Source organism: Aurantimonas litoralis, assembly GCF_026153195.1.
GTDB classification, from domain to species: Bacteria; Pseudomonadota; Alphaproteobacteria; order Rhizobiales; family Rhizobiaceae; genus Aurantimonas; species Aurantimonas coralicida.
Genome location: NZ_JAPFBM010000006.1, coordinates 90,933 through 106,288, shown reverse-complemented (window position 1 = coordinate 106,288; position 15,356 = coordinate 90,933). Strand labels below are relative to the sequence as shown.

16 protein-coding genes are annotated in these 15,356 nt (G+C 66.8%); 12 read left to right on the top strand and 4 right to left on the bottom strand.

The annotated features are described in order from the left end of the window. Positions 1-38: 38 nt before the first annotated feature. The 4 genes from purM (at position 39) to N7I30_RS14340 (ending at position 3,647) form a co-directional block, all read left to right on the top strand. Positions 39-1,103 carry a phosphoribosylformylglycinamidine cyclo-ligase gene (gene purM, locus N7I30_RS14355; protein ID WP_498639745.1) on the top strand — a complete coding sequence of 355 codons (1,065 nt, stop codon included), beginning with the start codon at positions 39-41 and terminating at the stop codon, positions 1,101-1,103. Further along, entirely contained in the window at positions 1,100-1,801 is a 702-nt protein-coding gene (purN, locus tag N7I30_RS14350; protein ID WP_498639743.1) for a phosphoribosylglycinamide formyltransferase, read from the top strand. The genes purM and purN overlap by 4 nt, the downstream gene beginning before the upstream one ends. A 164-nt stretch (positions 1,802-1,965) precedes the next feature. Next, entirely contained in the window at positions 1,966-2,403 is a 438-nt protein-coding gene (locus N7I30_RS14345) for a PACE efflux transporter (RefSeq protein WP_498639741.1), read from the top strand. A 425-nt stretch (positions 2,404-2,828) separates the two neighbouring features. Beyond that, the gene (locus tag N7I30_RS14340; RefSeq protein WP_498639739.1) at positions 2,829-3,647 is read left to right on the top strand and encodes an outer membrane protein; all 819 of its coding nucleotides are present in this window, start codon (positions 2,829-2,831) and stop codon (positions 3,645-3,647) included. A 225-nt stretch (positions 3,648-3,872) separates the two neighbouring features. Here the strand turns inward: N7I30_RS14340 and N7I30_RS14335 are convergent, their stop codons facing one another. Together N7I30_RS14335 and N7I30_RS14330 are read right to left on the bottom strand one after the other, a co-directional pair. Continuing rightward, a complete protein-coding gene (locus N7I30_RS14335; protein ID WP_498639737.1) occupies positions 3,873-6,005 on the bottom strand; it encodes a molybdopterin-dependent oxidoreductase in 2,133 nt (710 codons plus the stop codon). Positions 6,006-6,146: 141 nt separating this feature from the next. After that, positions 6,147-7,259, bottom strand: coding sequence for an alkene reductase (locus N7I30_RS14330; RefSeq protein ID WP_498639735.1), 1,113 nt, complete (start codon positions 7,257-7,259; stop codon positions 6,147-6,149). 184 nt (positions 7,260-7,443) lie between these two features. Between N7I30_RS14330 and N7I30_RS14325 the strand changes: the two genes are divergently transcribed. The 3 genes from N7I30_RS14325 (at position 7,444) to N7I30_RS14315 (ending at position 9,505) form a co-directional block, all read left to right on the top strand. Further along, positions 7,444-8,289 carry a 23S rRNA (adenine(2030)-N(6))-methyltransferase RlmJ gene (locus tag N7I30_RS14325; RefSeq protein ID WP_498639734.1) on the top strand — a complete coding sequence of 282 codons (846 nt, stop codon included), beginning with the start codon at positions 7,444-7,446 and terminating at the stop codon, positions 8,287-8,289. 62 nt (positions 8,290-8,351) lie between these two features. Then, positions 8,352-8,885, top strand: a complete 534-nt coding sequence (locus tag N7I30_RS14320; RefSeq protein ID WP_498639732.1) for a hypothetical protein — start codon at positions 8,352-8,354, stop codon at positions 8,883-8,885. Positions 8,886-8,899: 14 nt separating this feature from the next. Further along, on the top strand, positions 8,900-9,505 hold the full coding sequence (locus N7I30_RS14315) for a glutathione S-transferase (protein ID WP_498639730.1): 606 nt from the start codon (positions 8,900-8,902) through the stop codon (positions 9,503-9,505). Positions 9,506-9,523: 18 nt separating this feature from the next. On the opposite strand, the gene N7I30_RS14310 is transcribed toward N7I30_RS14315, so the two are convergent. Continuing rightward, positions 9,524-10,195 (bottom strand): outer membrane protein, encoded by a 672-nt coding sequence (locus tag N7I30_RS14310; protein ID WP_498639728.1) that lies wholly within the window; start codon positions 10,193-10,195, stop codon positions 9,524-9,526. 369 nt (positions 10,196-10,564) lie between these two features. Between N7I30_RS14310 and uvrC the strand changes: the two genes are divergently transcribed. From uvrC to N7I30_RS14290, 4 genes are all read left to right on the top strand, one after another. Further along, the gene (gene uvrC, locus N7I30_RS14305; protein ID WP_498639726.1) at positions 10,565-12,637 is read left to right on the top strand and encodes an excinuclease ABC subunit UvrC; all 2,073 of its coding nucleotides are present in this window, start codon (positions 10,565-10,567) and stop codon (positions 12,635-12,637) included. Between the two features lie 91 nt (positions 12,638-12,728). Beyond that, positions 12,729-13,310 (top strand): CDP-diacylglycerol--glycerol-3-phosphate 3-phosphatidyltransferase, encoded by a 582-nt coding sequence (gene pgsA, locus N7I30_RS14300; RefSeq protein ID WP_024350518.1) that lies wholly within the window; start codon positions 12,729-12,731, stop codon positions 13,308-13,310. 72 nt (positions 13,311-13,382) lie between these two features. Beyond that, the gene (gene moaD / locus N7I30_RS14295) at positions 13,383-13,634 is read left to right on the top strand and encodes a molybdopterin converting factor subunit 1 (protein ID WP_024350517.1); all 252 of its coding nucleotides are present in this window, start codon (positions 13,383-13,385) and stop codon (positions 13,632-13,634) included. 2 nt (positions 13,635-13,636) lie between these two features. Next, a complete protein-coding gene (locus N7I30_RS14290; protein WP_277022830.1) occupies positions 13,637-14,134 on the top strand; it encodes a molybdenum cofactor biosynthesis protein MoaE in 498 nt (165 codons plus the stop codon). 92 nt (positions 14,135-14,226) lie between these two features. Here the strand turns inward: N7I30_RS14290 and ndk are convergent, their stop codons facing one another. Continuing rightward, a complete protein-coding gene (ndk, locus tag N7I30_RS14285) occupies positions 14,227-14,649 on the bottom strand; it encodes a nucleoside-diphosphate kinase (RefSeq protein WP_009209396.1) in 423 nt (140 codons plus the stop codon). A gap of 127 nt (positions 14,650-14,776) precedes the next feature. Between ndk and N7I30_RS14280 the strand changes: the two genes are divergently transcribed. Then, positions 14,777-15,286, top strand: coding sequence for a DinB family protein (locus N7I30_RS14280; RefSeq protein ID WP_498639723.1), 510 nt, complete (start codon positions 14,777-14,779; stop codon positions 15,284-15,286). Positions 15,287-15,356 lie beyond the last annotated feature (70 nt).

The following is a 15,356-nucleotide window of genomic DNA, read 5'->3' as shown; positions in this document are numbered from 1 at the left end:
GGCGATCATGTCAACTCGACCAAAACGGTGCGGGGACCATGGCCGAAACGACTCCACTGACCTATCGCGACGCCGGCGTCGACATCGACGCGGGCAACGATCTCGTGCAACGCATCAAGCCGCATGTACGCTCCACGGCGCGGCGCGGCGCCGATGGCGAGATCGGCGGGTTTGGCGGCCTGTTCGACCTGAAGGCTGCCGGCTTCAACGACCCGCTGCTGGTCGCCGCCAATGATGGCGTCGGCACCAAGCTGCGGATCGCCATCGAGACCGGGCTGCACGACACGATCGGCGTCGATCTCGTCGCCATGTGCGTCAACGATCTCGTCGTGCAGGGCGCCGAACCGCTCTTCTTCCTCGACTATTACGCCACCGGAAAGCTCGATCCGAGCGAGGGCGAGGCCATCGTCAAGGGCATTGCCGAGGGCTGCCGGCAGGCCGGCTGCGCGCTGATCGGCGGCGAGACCGCGGAGATGCCGGGGCTCTACGCCGACAAGGATTACGATCTGGCCGGCTTTGCCGTCGGCGCGGTCGAGCGCGACCGCCTCCTGCCGGCCGGCAACATCGAGTCCGGCGACATGATCCTCGGCCTCACCTCGTCGGGCGTCCATTCCAACGGCTACTCGCTGGTCCGCCGTATCGTCGAGCGCTCCGGCGCCAGCTATTCCGATCCGGCGCCCTTCGATGCCGATCGCAGCCTCGGCGAGACCCTGATCGCGCCGACCCGCATCTATGTGAAGCCGCTGCTCGCCGCCTTTGCCGAGACGCGCGGCATCAAGGCCCTCGCCCACATCACCGGCGGCGGCTTCGTGGAGAACATCCCGCGCGTCCTGCCCGACACGATGCGCGCCGACATCGACCTCTTCGCGGTTCCCGTGCCGCCGGTCTTCAGCTGGCTCGCCCAGACGGGCGGCGTCGCCGAAGCCGAGATGCTGCGCACCTTCAACTGCGGCATCGGGATGATCGTGGTGGTCTCCGATGCGGACGCGGCCGCCGTCAGCGCCATTCTCCAGAGCGCTGGCGAGACGGTCGTGCCGCTCGGCCGCATCCGCCCGCGCCAGGACGCCGCGGTGACCTTCAATGGCGCACTGGCGCTGGCATGAACGCGGTGCGGCGCAAGAAGATCGCGGTGCTCATTTCGGGCCGCGGCTCGAACATGAGTGCGTTGATCGCCGCCTGCATGGACCCGGGCTACCCCGGCCAGATCGCCGGCGTCGTGTCCAACCGGCCGGACGCGCCCGGGCTCGACACCGCGCGGCGCTACGACATTCCGGCTGTCGCCATCGCCCAGACCGCCTATGCGGACCGGGCCGCCCACGAGGCAGCGCTGATCCGGGCGCTCGACGAGATGGCGCCGGACGTGGTGTGCCTCGCCGGCTACATGCGGCTGCTGTCGGCCGATTTCGTCCGTCGCTTCGAGGGCCGGCTGATCAACATCCACCCGTCCCTGCTGCCCCTGTTTCCCGGCCTCGACACCCACAAGCGCGCCATCAATGCCGGCATGCGCATCCATGGCTGCACGGTGCATTTCGTCACCGACCGCATGGACGAGGGCCCGATCATCGCGCAGGCGGCCATCGCCCTCGTGCCGGGCGACACGCCGGAGACCGTCGCCGAGCGGCTGTTGCGGGCCGAACACCGGCTTTATCCGCATGCCCTGAGGCTGGTTCTGGACGGCGCGGTGCGCATGTCCAACGGACGCGCCATCGTCAAGCCGGCGCCGCCGGTGGAAGACGAGACCATGCGCCTCGGCGATGGCGACCCGATCCTCGTGTCGCCGGATGCCCGCCGCAACGGCTGATCCGTCGCGACGCAACGCCGTGCCGATGACGGCCTGACCCGGTTCGTGCCGGGCATGCCCGTTGCGATCGGCGCGCCGCGGTGCCATATGCGCCGTGAAGGACGACCTTCCTTTCCTCCCATCATATCGCCGGGACGACCCGGCACAGGACAAGCAGGGTCGCCATGCGCTCAACTCCCGATCGTATCCGTCACGCCGTCAGCTTCGAGATCGTCGGGCTGGCCCTCGTCACCCCGGCGGGGGCCTGGCTCTTCCACGTACCCTTCGCCGATATCGGCGTCGTCACGGTCATCGGCGCGACCATCGCGACGCTGTGGAACTACGTCTACAATCTGGGCTTCGACCATCTGATGCAGCGCGTGCGGGGCACCACCCGCAAGACGCCGCTGATCCGGGTCGTCCATGCGATCGTGTTCGAGGCCTGCCTGCTCGCCTTCCTGCTGCCGGTGATCGCGCTCTATCTGGAGATCGGCATCCTGCAGGCGTTCCTGATGGATGCGAGCTTCGCGGCGTTCTATGCGGTCTACGCCTTTGCCTTCAACTGGGCCTATGACCGGATCTTCCCGCTTCCCGAATGGCGGGAGGCGGCGGCCGAAGGCTGAGAGCCGCGGCTGCGTGCCGGACCATTCGCGCGCGGATCGTCTGTGCGTCCGCGAAGCGGGATCGCCCCGGCACATCCGTCAGTCCCGACTATTCCCTGAGTTCCCGCCGCGCGACGACGGCGTGAGCATATGGCTGGCCGCGCAGTTCACGCCTTGGGCCACGCGGCCTTCGCTATGCGCCGTTACAAATATTGCTTAGGCAGGAACACTTCAGCTCACGCCTCGATAGCAAGAATGTGATCGCCGTTTTACTTTTCTTTCCGGTCTTCCGCCTTAGGGCGCAGCTCGGCATTCGAGTGCTTTATTTCCTCATCACACATCAGTGATGAATTTCCAGCTGGCGAATACATAGGTGTGGCAAAGCGGGCATAGGCGAACCAAGTACAACGCCGCATAAGCATGGACATCAACAAACGAGGAATTCCATGCGCACCTACCTTCTCTCGATCCTGACCGCCTCCACCGCCCTGACCTTCGCGACCTACGCCCAGGCCGCCGACGTGATCTACGAAGAGCCGATGGCTCCGGCCCCGATGGAGATCAGCCCGGTCGCATCCGGCTGGACCGGCATCTATCTCGGCGTCCAGGGCGGCGGCGCGTTCAACCCGCAGGATCCCGACAATGTCGACCTGCGCACCAACGGCTTCGCCTTCGGCGGCTCGGCCGTGCAGAGCGCCTTCGGCTCGAACTTCGACTCGAATGTCGACTCCAGCTTCCTCGGCGGTGCGCATATCGGTTACGACTACCAGATGGACAGCGTCGTCTTCGGTGTCCTCGCCGACATCAACGCCATCGACCTCACCCGCTCGTCCAACGCCGATTCCTCGACGCCGGCCTATTACCGGACCGACCGCGAGCTGAACTATCTGGGCACCGTGCGCGCCCGCGTCGGCTATCTCGTGACCCCGGGCGCCCTCGCCTATGTCACCGGTGGTCTGGCCTATGGTGACGTCGACTATTCGTTCTCGACCAACTCCCCGGCCGTGACCGGCGCGACGCCGGCCGTCGTCTCCGAGGACGAGGACAGCTTCGGCTACACCGTCGGCGGCGGCATGGAAGTGAAGTTCACCGACAACATGTCCTTCGGTGCCGAGTATCTCTACACCAACCTCGGTGGTTCGGGTTACACGCGCCTGAACGGCGGCCCGTTCGCCGGTGGCGTCGGTGGCTCGACCGATTTCGCCGTCGACGACGATTTCGACTTCCACACCGTGACCGCCAAGGTCTCCTACAAGTTCAACTGATTACGGCGGACCGTCCGGTCCGTCCGAACAGGAAAGCCGGCGCTCTTCGCGCCGGCTTTTTTGTGTCCAGATGAAACCGGGTGGCATCGAGAACGCAAGTATGGTCTGTATTTTCAGCGCGTTACCGGCATGAACGGACTCTGATTCAGAACCTCAGCTTCACTGCCCAAGCCACTGAAGACGGCGCGAGACTCTGGCCTCGACGCCGCGCGCCTACCCGGCCGGCTATGCCCGGGCGGTCCGCAGCCAGACCCGGTTGTCGTGGAACGCCGCGCCGCCGAAGGGGGCGACGGGATCGGCTCCGGTCAGGACGTTGATGCCCTCGCCGTCGAGAAAGTCGGTATTCGCCCACAGGCCCTCGTGGATCAGCACCCCGGGTTTGACCGTATCGCTGACCTTGACCGGCAGCCGGACAATGCCGCGGCTGTTGCCGATGGTGACGATCTCGCCGTCGCCAAGACTCTCGCGCAGCGCATCCTCGGGATGGACGAGCAGCTCCGGCGCCCCCTCGCGCGAACGCGATCCGCGGGTTTCCGCGAAGGTCGAGTTGAGGAACTGCCGCGCCGGCGACGTCGCCAGCCGGTAGGGATGCGTGTCGTCGACGGTTTCGATCAGCGTGACATGGTCGGGAAATTCCGGCAGACCGGCAACCGGCCCCTGCGGGCCCATGCTGTCCGGCGGCCGGTTCGGCGCCTGTCCCCCGGTCCAGTCCGGCCTGAAGCGGAACCTGCCGTCCGGCCAGGCGAAGCCGTTCAGGAAATGCGCTTCCTCGAAGGGCGGTTGCCGGTCGATCCAGCGCTCGCGCTGCAGGCCGTCGAAGCCTTCCGTATCGCCCGCGGCCTTCAGCATGTTGTCGATCAGCGTGCGCTCGTCCAGGCCGAAGCCCGGATGGTCGGCGACGCCGAGGCGCTTGGCCAGTTCATCGATGACGAAATGATTGGTGCGCACCGTCTCCGGCGCATCGACCAGCTTGGGCCCGAGAACGATATGGTTCTGCCCGCCGCCGCGATAGATGTCGTCATGCTCCAGGAACATCGTTGCCGGCAGCACCAGATCGGCGATCTGCGCCGTGTCGGTCATGAACTGCTCGTGGACGCAGGTGAACAGGTCCTCCCGCAGCAGCCCCTGCCGCACCAGCCGCTGCTCGGGGCAGACATTGGCCGGATTGGTGTTCTGGATCAGCATGGCCGCGACCGGCGGACCGCCGGCGAGCGCGTCGGCGTCGCCGGTCAGGACGGCGCCAATGCGTGACTGGTCGAGATAGCGGATCGAGGGATCGCGATCGGCTGCCCCCATGATCTCGGACTTGTCGAGGCCGAAGATATCGGAATTGGAGTGGAACGCGCCACCGCCCTCGTGGCGCCAATGGCCGTAGACCGCCGGCACCGACATGGCGGCGTGCATCGCCACCGCGCCGTTGCGCTGGCGGGTGAAGCCGTAGCCGAGCCGGAAATAGCTGCGCGGCGTTTGCCCGACCAGCGCGGCGAAGGCTTCGATGTCGGCGACGTCGAGGCCGGTGATCGCGGCGGCCCATTCCGGCGTGCGGGTCGCCAGATGCGCCTCCAGCCCGGCCGGATCGTCGGTGTAGCGGGCGAGATAGTCCCGGTCCGCCGTGCCGTCCCGGAACGCGATGTGCATCAGCGCGCAGGCGAGCGCCGCGTCGGTGCCCGGCCGCAGCTTCAGGGCCATGTCGGCCTGCTTCATCGTGGCGTTGTCGTAGATGTCGATGACGACGATCTTCGCGCCGCGCTCCTTGCGGGCCTTTGCGGCGTGGGTCATCACATTGACCTGGGTGGCGACCGCATTGGTGCCCCAGATGATGATGCAGTCCGACTTCGACAATTCGCGCGGATCGGCGCCGCGCATGGCGCCGGCACCGACGAACCAGCCGGTCCAGGCCATGTTGGTGCAGATCGAGTCGAACTGGCCGGAATAGCGCTTGGCATGGCGCAGCCGGTGAATGCCGTCGCGCTGCACCAGCCCCATCGTGCCGGCATACTGGTAGGGCCAGACCGCCTCCGATCCGTAGCGGGTCTCGGCCTTCACGAACTGTTCGGCGACGAGGTCGAGCGCGTCGTCCCAGGCGATCTCGCGCCAGCCGCCCTCGCCCTTCGCACCGACCCGCTGCCGCGGAGTCACCAGCCGGTCGGGATGATGGATGCGCTCGGCATAGCGCGCGACCTTGGCGCAGATGACGCCGGCCGTGTAGTCGTTCGCCGCCGCCCCGCGCACCCGGCCGATCGTCCGGTTTTCGAGGATCTCGACGTCGAGCGCGCAGGTGGAGGGGCAATCATGCGGACAGGCGGAATGTCCGATGGCGACGGGAAGCGGTTTGTTCATGGCGCGACGATACCGCAAGAGCGGGTCGCGCCCCAATTCATTTTCACGATCAAGACCATCGCCGCCGGCGATCGGCTGTGCCCCGGACGCAAGGAAGGGCCGGACCCGACGGCCCGACCCTTCTCTTGTCTACGTTCGCTGTGCTGAGTTCGGCGCCGATCAGGCCGCCTTGGCCAGTCGCGAACGCTCGTCCTCGCTCAAGGCCGGGTAGTCGATGAACCCCTTCTCGTCGCCGCCATACATCGTCGCCTGGTCCCATTCGGCCATCGGCGCGTCGAGCTTCAGCCGTTCGACGAGGTCCGGGTTGGAGATGAAGGGCCGGCCGAAGCAGGCGAGATCGGTCTCGCCATTCGCCACGCGCTCGATCGCCATCGTGCGGTCATAGGCGTTGTTGCCCATGTAGAGACCGTCGAACTTGTCCTTCAGCGACCAGGCCTTGAACTCCTGCGGATCGCGGGCCCCGCCGGTCTCGCCCTCGACGACGTGGAGATAGACCAGCTTGCGCTTCGACAGCTCCTCCACATAGCGGGTGAACAGCGGCTCGGGATCGCTGTCGGTCAGGTCGTTGGCCGGGCTGACCGGCGAGATGCGGATGCCGACGCGCTCCGCGCCCCAGACGCCGACCACGGCATCCACGACCTCGAGCGGGAAGCGGATGCGGTTCTCGATGGAGCCGCCATATTCGTCGCTGCGCTGGTTGGCGCCGTCCCGCAGGAACTGGTCGAGAAGATAGCCATTCGCCGAATGCACCTCGACACCGTCGAAGCCGGCGGCCTTGGCGTTCTCGGCGGCCTTGACGTAGTCGGCGACGACACGCGGCAGCTCGTCCTTGTCGAGCGCCCGCGGCGCCGGAATGTCCTTGAAGCCGTCGACCGTGAAGGCCTTCATGTCGGGCTTCACCGCAGAAGGAGCCACCGGCAACGCGCCGCCCGGCTGCAGATCCGGATGCGAGATGCGGCCGACATGCCAGAGCTGCAGGAACATCTTGCCGCCCTTCGCGTGGACGGCATCGGTCACCTTCTTCCAGTCCGCCACCTGGCGGTCGGTGAAGATGCCCGGCGTATAGGCATAGCCGCGCGCTTCCGCCGAGATGTTCGTCGCCTCGGTGATGATCAGGCCGGCGCCGGCCCGCTGGCGGTAATATTCGACATGGATGTCGCGCAGATCGCCTGCGTCGGTGGCGCGGCTGCGGGTCAGCGGCGCCATGACGACGCGATTGGCCAGATGGGTGGGGCCGAGATCGAGCGGCTCGAACAGTTTCTCGTCAGCCATTGCGGTGTCCTCTTCCGGATGCAAAGACGGCCGGCATGTGCCGGCGTTGCCGCGAGAGATGGGGACTTGCCGCAGCGCGGTAAGGCGGATGAACACAGCGTTCGCCAGGCGCGATCCGGCATCGCCCCACGCCGCTGGAGAGTGTTCGCGCGCGGGCACCTGCACCGAAGGAACACGACGCTCGATGAACTATCGCCACGCCTATCACGCGGGCAATTTCGCCGACGTGGTCAAGCACGCCCTGCTGACCCGGCTGATCGCCTATCTGAAACGCAAGGAGAAGCCGTTCCGCGTCTTCGACACCCATGCGGGCCGCGGCAGCTATTCGCTCACATCCGACGAAGCACAGCGGACCGGCGAGCATGCGGATGGCGTCGGCCGGCTGGTCCAGGCCGCGGCCGACGTCATGGACGATCCGCTCCTGGCCGAATACCGCGAGGCGCTGGCCTCCGATCTCTCCGAAGACCGCTATCCGGGCTCGCCGCTCATCGCCCGGCGCCTGCTGCGCCCGCAGGACCGGCTCTCCGCCTATGAGCTGCATCCCGCCGATGCCGCGGCGCTGAAGACGCTCTTTGCCGGCGACGTCCAGACCAAGGCGATCGCCCTCGACGGCTGGCTGGCACTCGGCTCCCACGTGCCGCCGAAGGAAAAGCGCGGCCTCGTCCTGATCGACCCGCCCTTCGAACGCACCGACGAGGTCGACGCCATTGCTGAAGGACTCGCCAAGGCCCTGCAGCGCTGGGCCGGCGGCATCTACGCCGTCTGGTATCCGCTGAAGCGTCCGACCCTGGTCGCGGCCCTGCACGAGCGTCTCGATGCCCTGCCCGTCAGCGAGCGCGTGACGGCGGAATTCTTCCGCGAGCCCTATTCGGCCGACGAACGCTTCGTCGGCACCGGCCTGACCGTCATCAACCCGCCCTTCGTCTTCGCTGCGGAGGCCGAAGCGGTGCTGACGACCCTCGCGCCGTTGCTGGGAAGCGGCGCCGCGGCAACATTTTCGGTTTTTACGTCGTCGTCGCCGCGCCCGTGAGGTCGCCCGCCGCGATTTCGTGCTACCGAACCCCAAACGGATCCGACGTGGAAGGCTGTCCCATGTATCGTGCCATCGCTGCCGCCCTTGCCCTGTTCGTCGCCGGTGTGGCGGCCCTGCCCGCCCAGGCGGCCGATCTGCGCTACGGGGAGCCTGCCCCCTTGCGCGCCGCGCTGGTCCCGGCCTGCGACGATGCCGACGTCCTCGGCCAGGTCGAGGACCAGTTCGAATACGGCGCACCGACCATGGTCGGCGTGAAGCTGGAGATCCTCGAATTCAGCGGCATGTTCGAGAAGGCCTATTTCCCGCAGCGCGCCGGCGAGCCGCTGCCGGCTGAGCCGATAGAGCGCCGCTACTGCCAGGCGACCGCCCTTCTGTCCGACCATGTCAGCCGCACGGTCTACTACGTCATCGAGCATCCGACGGGCTTTGCGGCAGCCGGCGAATATCTCGGCGGCTTCTCGCCGGTGGCGTCCTGGCGGGCCGAGGGCTGCGTTCTGGGTCTCGACGAATGGCACGTCTATGGTGCCAATTGCGAATCGCTGCGCCGCTTCCCGGAGGAGGGACGCACCGGGTATGGCTACGTCTCCAAATAGGATCGTCGAACAGCATGCGTCTCTATTATTCCGCACCGTCCCCCTTTGCCGCCAAGGTCCGCATGGCCGCCAGCCATTGCGGCATCGCCATCGAGACCGTGCCGGTCGACACCACCGCCGAGCCCGATGAGCTGCTCAAGGCCAATCCGCTCGGCAAGATCCCCGTGCTGGTCATGGACGACGGCGCGACGGTCTATGACAGCCGCGTGATCTGCGCCCTGTTCGACCGCATGAGCGGCAACCAGATGGTGCCGCAGGCGATCGAGCCCTGGCGCATCGCTGCCACCGTCGAGGCGACGGCCGACGGCATCGTCGATGCGCTGATCCTGTCGGTCTACGAGGTCCGCTACCGGCCCGAGGACAAGCGTCATCAGCCCTGGGTGGACAAGCAGCTGCGCAAGGCCGATCGCGGCTTGGCATCGCTGGAAGAGCAGATTTTGGCGCTTCCCGAAGACCTGACCATCGGCCACTTCGCCGTCGCGGCGCTGCTGGGCTGGGCCACCATGCGCTTCCCGGGCAAGATCGAGGGCGAGCGCCCGCAGCTTGCAGCCTGGCTGCAGCGCTTCGAGCAGCAGTTCCCGGCCTATGCCGATCTCAAGCCGTCCATGCCGGCCAGCTGATTCCGACCGGGCCGGCTGCTAGAATTTCAGCGCGATGCCGGCCCGGATCGAATGCTCGTCGAAGCCCGACGAGATACTGGTATTGCCGAGATCGTAGGTCTCGCTGCCGAAATCCGAATAGCGATATTCGAGGCGCGTCGTCACATCGTCGCTGACGCGCGCTTCGACACCGGCGCCGAGCGTGTAGCCGATGCTCGTCTGGCTGTCGGAAAACCCGTTGAGCGACAGCTCGTTGCGCGCCGCGGCCACGCCGCCCGTCGCGAACACCAGAAACGGATCGACCGCAACGCCGGCCCGTGCCCGGAACGAGCCGAAGATGTTGTTGTCGGCATCGATCTGCGCGCCGGTGGCCGCATTGGTGCCGCTGGCATCGACGTTCGACCCGCCGAGATCGGCTTCCAGACCGTAGACGAACTGATCGGTCTGCCAGTTGTAGCCGGTGTAGACGCCGCCGACGAAGCCGTCTCCATCGAAGCTCGCACCGGCGGACTGGTCGAAATTCGACGTGTTGTAGCCGACAAAGGCGCCCGCATACGGTCCCGACCAGACATAGACCGGCGTGGAGGGAGCCAGCGGCGCCACGACCGGCGGCTGTGGCTCTTCATAGATCACGTCGGCTGCGCGCGTGGCAGGCACCAGGGCAACGGCCGCCGCGGTTCCGACCGCGAGACTGCGAAGCAGGTTCAGCATGCGCCTTCTCCTTCCCGATCCCGCCGGCAAAGGTCCCGGCCGGCGATCGTGGCGCCTGCGGGCCCGTTCGGGGCGCGGCAACCACATGGCTCTCGATCCGATGTGGGGATCGTTCCAAAAGGAAACAGCCGACATCGCGATTGGCTGCATCGTTTCGGCGCGTTTTCCAGTGATAGTTGCCGAATCGCGACACCTGCCATGATGCGCTCTCGCCAGATGCGCGGAAGTGATCGCGCCCCCCTGCATTCTCGCCGGTGCGGAATCATATAGAAGGGGCGCAACCGCACCGGCATCCCTTGGCCGACGCATGGCGGACCCTGATTCTAGATATCCGGAAGCGGCGCCAAGCCCCTCTCCGGCCAGGATAAAATGATCGACGAGCCTGAAGAGACAGACGACGATTTGATCGACGCCGCCGAGTCCGATCCGTTGGACGGGGGCAGCGAAGCCCCGAACGGCGATACGGCCGCGGCGAGTGCCGCGCTGCTGGCCTCGATCGACTGGGACGATGCCGGCCAGCAGCTGGCGGGCGACCTCACCGGGGCCGAACTCATCGCCGCGCTCGCCAGGCGGCTGCCGAACCAGCCGGGCGTCTATCGCATGTTCGGCAAGGACGGCGACGTCCTCTACGTCGGCAAGGCCCGCTCGCTGAAGAAGCGCGTCGCCAATTACACGCGGCTAGGCGGCCACACCCAGCGCATCGCGCGGATGATCCGTGAGACGTGGCAGATGGAATTCGTGACGACGCGCACGGAAACCGAGGCGCTGCTGCTCGAGGCGAACCTCATCAAGCGCCTGCGCCCGCGCTACAACGTGCTGCTGCGCGACGACAAATCCTTCCCCTACATCCTGGTGAGCGAGGATCACGAGGCGCCGGCAATCATGAAACATCGCGGTGCGCGCTCGCGAAAGGGCAGCTATTTCGGCCCCTTCGCCTCGGCCGGCGCGGTCGGACGCACGATCAATTCGCTGCAGCGCGCCTTCCTGCTGCGCACCTGCACGGATTCGGTCTACGAAAGCCGCACCCGGCCCTGCCTGCTGCACCAGATCAAGCGCTGCTCGGCGCCCTGCACCGGCGAAATCTCGATCGCCGACTATGACGGCCTCGTACGCGAAGCCAAGGCGTTCCTGTCCGGCCGGTCCAACCAGATCAAGAACGGCATGTCGGCCGCCATGCAGGAAGCCTCCGACGACCTCGATTTCGAGCGCGCCGCGATCTACCGCGACCGCCTGGCCGCCCTCTCCCACGTCCAGAGCCACCAGGGAATCAACCCGACCGGGATCGAGGAAGCCGACGTCTTCGCCATCCACCAGGAAGGCGGCATGACCTGCATCCAGGTGTTCTTCTTCCGCACCGGCCAGAACTGGGGCAACCGCGCCTATTTCCCGAAGGCCGATTCCTCGCTGGAGCCGAGCGAGGTGCTCGGCGCATTCCTCGCCCAGTTCTACGACGACAAGCCGGTGCCGCGCCTCGTCCTGCTGCCGCTGATGGTCGACGACGGCCCGCTTCTGGCCGAAGCGCTGAGCCTGAAGGCCTCGCACCGGGTGCAGATCGGCGTGCCGGCCCGCGGCCTGAAGCGCGACCTCGTCGACCATGCCACCGCCAACGCCCGCGAGGCGCTGGGGCGCCGGCTGGCCGAGACCTCGTCGCAGGCGCAGCTCCTCAAAGGCGTCGCCGAAACCTTCGGGCTCAAGCGCACGCCGCGCCGGATCGAAGTCTACGACAACTCCCACATCATGGGCACCGCCGCCGTCGGTGGCATGATCGTCGCCGGCCCTCAGGGCTTTGCCAAGAATCACTACCGCAAGTTCAATATCCGCGGCGACGACATCACGCCGGGCGACGATTTCGGCATGATGAAGGAGGTCATGCGCCGGCGCTTCTCGCGGCTGATCAAGGAGCACGGCGACACCCCGGTGGACCTCTCCGCCCAGACCGAAGACGAGGAGGATCCGCAGGACGCCCTGTCCGACTCGTCCATGCCCGCATGGCCGGACCTCGTCCTGATCGACGGCGGCAAGGGCCAGATTTCCGCGGTCCGCGAGATTCTCGACGAGCTCGGCATCGCCGACCGGGTCACCACGATCGGCGTCGCCAAGGGCGTCGACCGCGACGCCGGCCGCGAACGCTTCGTTACCGGCGAGCGCGAGCCCTTCTCGCTGCCGCCCCGCGATCCGGTGCTCTATTTCCTGCAGCGGCTGCGTGACGAGGCCCACCGCTTCGCCATCGGCACCCATCGGGCGCGGCGCAAGAAGGAGCTGGTGAAGAATCCGCTCGACGAGATCGGTGGCATCGGTCCGTCGCGCAAGCGCGCCCTGCTCCACCATTTCGGGACGGCCAAGGCCGTGTCGCGGGCCGCCCTCAGCGATCTGCGCGAGGTCGAGGGCATCTCGGCGGCCATGGCGAAATCGATCTACGACCACTTCCACGAGCGTGGATGAACTGACCGTCATGTGTCATGCCGACAATGGCGGTTGACGAAAGCCCGGCTTGCGGGCTTGTACTGACACGCACAGCCGAAGCGGACTTTCCATGGCATCTCGCGCCTACAGCCTACCCAATCTCCTCACCTATGCGCGCATCGTCTGCGTGCCGCTCGTCGTCCTCTGCTTCTTTCTGGAAGGGACGCTGCGAAGCCCAGACTATGCGCGGTGGTCGGCGCTGTTCATCTTCCTGGCGGCCAGCGTCACCGATTTCCTCGACGGCTATCTGGCGCGCGCCTGGCAGCAGACCTCGACCATCGGCCGCATGCTCGACCCGATCGCCGACAAGCTGCTCGTCGCCGCGGCACTGCTGCTGCTGGCGGCCGACGGCACCATTGCCGGCTGGAGCCTGTGGGCGGCCATCGTCATCCTGTGCCGCGAGATCCTCGTCTCGGGCCTGCGCGAATATCTGGCGGAACTGAAGGTCTCGGTGCCGGTCACCCAGCTCGCCAAATGGAAGACGACCATCCAGATGGTGGCGATCGGTTTCCTGCTTGCCGGGCCTGCGGCCGACGATATCTACCCCCTCGCCACGGAGACCGGGATCGTGCTCTTGTGGATCTCGGCAATCGTGACGCTCTACACCGGCTATGATTATTTCCGCGCCGGTCTGAAGCACATCGCGGACTGATGCGGCGCGAGAGTAGCGCCCGCCGCGGCCGCTCGCGCGCCACAGCCCGATGTCCATTGCAGGAGGTTCCCCATGAAACTCGCCTATTTCGCATGGGTGCGCGAACGCATCGGCGTCTCCGACGAGGAGGTCGAACTGCCGGCGGGGATCGTCACGGTCGCCGATCTCCTGGCCTGGCTGAAGGGGCGTGGCGAGACCTACGCGGCGGCGCTCCAGTCGCCGGAATTCATTCGCGTCGCCATCGACCAGGAACACGCGGACCATTCCGAGCCCGTCGCCGGCGCCCGCGAGATCGCGCTGTTCCCGCCGATGACCGGGGGCTGAGAATGGCTGAGGGAACCGCCGCCCCGGCCTCGTCCGCCGACATCGAGCCGGTGGTCCGCATCCAGGCGGAGAACATCGACATCGCGGCCGAGATCGCGGCCATGACCGGCGGCGGCGCCGTCGGCGGCCTCGTCACCTTCTCGGGCTATTGCCGCGACGAAGGCGGCCGCCTCGCGGCGCTGGAACTCGAACACTATCCTGGCATGGCCGAACGTGAGATCGCGCGGATCGCCCGTGAGACCTTGGCGCGCTGGCCGCTCTTCGGCTGCCGTGCGATCCATCGCTACGGCCGGGTCGCGCCCGGCGAGGAGATCGTCTTCGTCGCCTGCTCCTCCGCCCATCGGCAGGCTGCCTTCGAGGCCGCGTCCTACCTCATGGACTTCCTGAAGACCCAGGCGCCCTTCTGGAAGCGCGAGCATCTGGTCGACGGCAGCACCGGCGGCTGGATCGAGGCGAAGGACACCGACGACGCCGCAACCGATCGCTGGCACCGGATCTGACGATCGGGACAACGAGCGCACCCCTGTCCTGAAACGAAAAAAGGGAGGCCATCGGCCTCCCTTCTTCATTCGGTCACCTGAAACGGCGGCGATCAGCCGACGATTTCGGTCTCGGAGAACCAGTAGGCGATCTCCTGCGCAGCCGTCTCCGGCGCGTCGGAGCCATGCACCGAGTTCTCGCCGATCGACAGGGCGAAGGCCTTGCGGATGGTGCCCTCGGCGGCGTCGGCCGGGTTGGTGGCGCCCATGATTTCGCGGTTGCGCGCGATGGCGTTCTCGCCCTGCAGCACCTGGACGACAGTCGGGCCCGACGACATCGACTCGACGAGCTCGCCGAAGAACGGGCGCTCCTTGTGGACGGCGTAGAAGCCCTCGGCCTCGCGGCGGCTCATCCACACGCGGCGCGATGCCACGACCGTCAGGCCGGCCTCTTCCAGCATGGCGGTGATCGCGCCAGTCACGTTGCGACGGGTCGCGTCGGGTTTGATCATAGAAAACGTGCGTTCGACCGCCATGTCCTAGTCCTTTTCGAATGGATCGGGGAAAGTGGGCGACCTATAGCGACGCGCCTTGGCCGGAGCAAGGCGCGGAATTCTCGACGGCCATCGTGCCCTGGCCACTATCCAATACCGGAGACCCGCGATGATCTCGACCGACACCGCCCGCCTGCTGGCTGGCTACAATCGCTGGTGCAACGAACGGCTCTACCGTGCCGCCGCCGATCTCACCGCCGCGGAACTGCGAACCGACCGCGGCGTCTTCTTCGGCTCCATGCTGGGCACGCTCAACCATCTCCTCGTCGCCGACCGGATCTGGATGCAGCGCTTCACAGGCACCGGCGACGCGCCGGACCGGCTCGATGCCATCCTGTTCGAGGATTTCGCCGAATTGCAGCAGGCGAGACAGGCCGAGGACGCTCGGATCGCCCACTGGATCGACCGCCTGACCGATCACGACCTCGACAGTCCGATCTCCTACCGCTCGCTTTCCGACCCGCGGGACTTCACCCAGAAGCTCGGCGCCGCGCTGCTCCACGTCTTCAATCATCAGACCCACCATCGCGGTCAGGCCCATGCGATCCTTACCGGATTTGGCCGGGCGGCGCCGGGGTTCGACCTCGTGACCTACCAGCGCGAGACCGGACATTCCTAGCGAGAGAGCCATCGCTGCGCCGATCGCGAACAGCTTGGCGCGCAACTGTCTCCCATCGTCCCCTTCCGCA